We start from the raw sequence: 1,046 nt of genomic DNA on the forward strand, positions 1-1,046 counted from the left end.
CGGCCCGCTCAGGTCCGGAACGGCCGGACCCGAGCAGGGCAGCCCGAGTTACCCGTTCGACAGGCCGTCGAGCTGGTGGTTGACGTACAGGTCGGACATCGCCACGAGGATTCGGCGGTCGCCGTGGAAGGGTTGGCGGGCGTGGGTGGCGAGGAAGTCTCTCGTGGTGGAACGCGATCCACTGGTCCTCGCTGAGCTCGGTGGACGTGAACACCTTGTCCGCGACCTCGGTCCGCGGCGCCGCCCGTTCGACATAGTCGAGGAGCTGGGGGGAGAACGCACGCGCCGCGGCGCCGAACTCCTCCGGGTCGTGCACCGCGAACCCCCGCAGGTGCAGCGCGCCGTGCCGGTACAGCTCGGCGGTCAGCCGCTCGTGGTTGGCGCGGATCCAGTCGTCGAGGCGCACGCCCGGCTCGGTCGCCTCGACCCGCAGCAGGAACGGTTCCGGGTCGGCGGGTCTGGCCATCACGCGTCCATCGGAGAACGTCGGCTCGATCCCGGTGGTCATACCGCGGCCTCCCGTAGCCAGGCTCCGCCGACGACGCCGGCATGATCCTGCGCACCGTCGACGCCGTCCACGTGCCCGCGGTGCTGCGCGGGCAGGGCGATATCCCGAGCCGGGAGGCCGCGCTCTGCGCGGTGGCGGTGGCCGTCGCGCGCTGGAACGGTTTCGGCGGTGCCTACGTGATGATGGAGGGCACCGGCGAGGCCACCGAGTTCAGTGATGTCGACCGGTCACTGGCGGTCGGCTGGTTCACCAGCATGCACCCGGTCGCCATCGAGGTCGACGACCCGACCGCGACGCTCGCCGACAGCCTGCCGCGGCTGCTGGAGCAGATTCGGCGGCGTCCCAACGACGGCGTCGGTTACGGGGTGCTGCGCCACCTCGCGCCGTCCTCGCCGGGGTCGCCGAGCTCCGTTCGCTGCCCGAGCCCCGCATCTTCCTCAACCACCTGGCCGCCGACGTGTCGTCGCTGCGGGTCGGCGCCGCGCACTTCCGGCCTAGGGAGCGTCCTCAAAGCCAGAGGGTGAGGGTGGCCAGGTCG

The 1,046-nt window shown here is 71.8% G+C and carries 1 protein-coding gene and 1 pseudogene; one reads left to right on the forward strand and one right to left on the reverse strand.

Going from position 1 to position 1,046, the window contains the following annotated elements; genetic code table 11:
• Nucleotides 1–508: pseudogene (locus BU204_RS37740) on the reverse strand (hypothetical protein); the annotation flags it as partial.
• A 41-nt stretch (nt 509–549) separates the two neighbouring features.
• Between BU204_RS37740 and BU204_RS37745 the strand changes: the two are divergent.
• Nucleotides 550–1,032, forward strand: coding sequence for a hypothetical protein (locus BU204_RS37745; RefSeq protein ID WP_075130570.1), 483 nt, complete (start codon nt 550–552; stop codon nt 1,030–1,032).
• Nucleotides 1,033–1,046: the final 14 nt, after the last annotated feature.

Source organism: Actinophytocola xanthii (assembly GCF_001921205.1).
Lineage (GTDB): Bacteria > Actinomycetota > Actinomycetes > Mycobacteriales > Pseudonocardiaceae > Actinophytocola > Actinophytocola xanthii.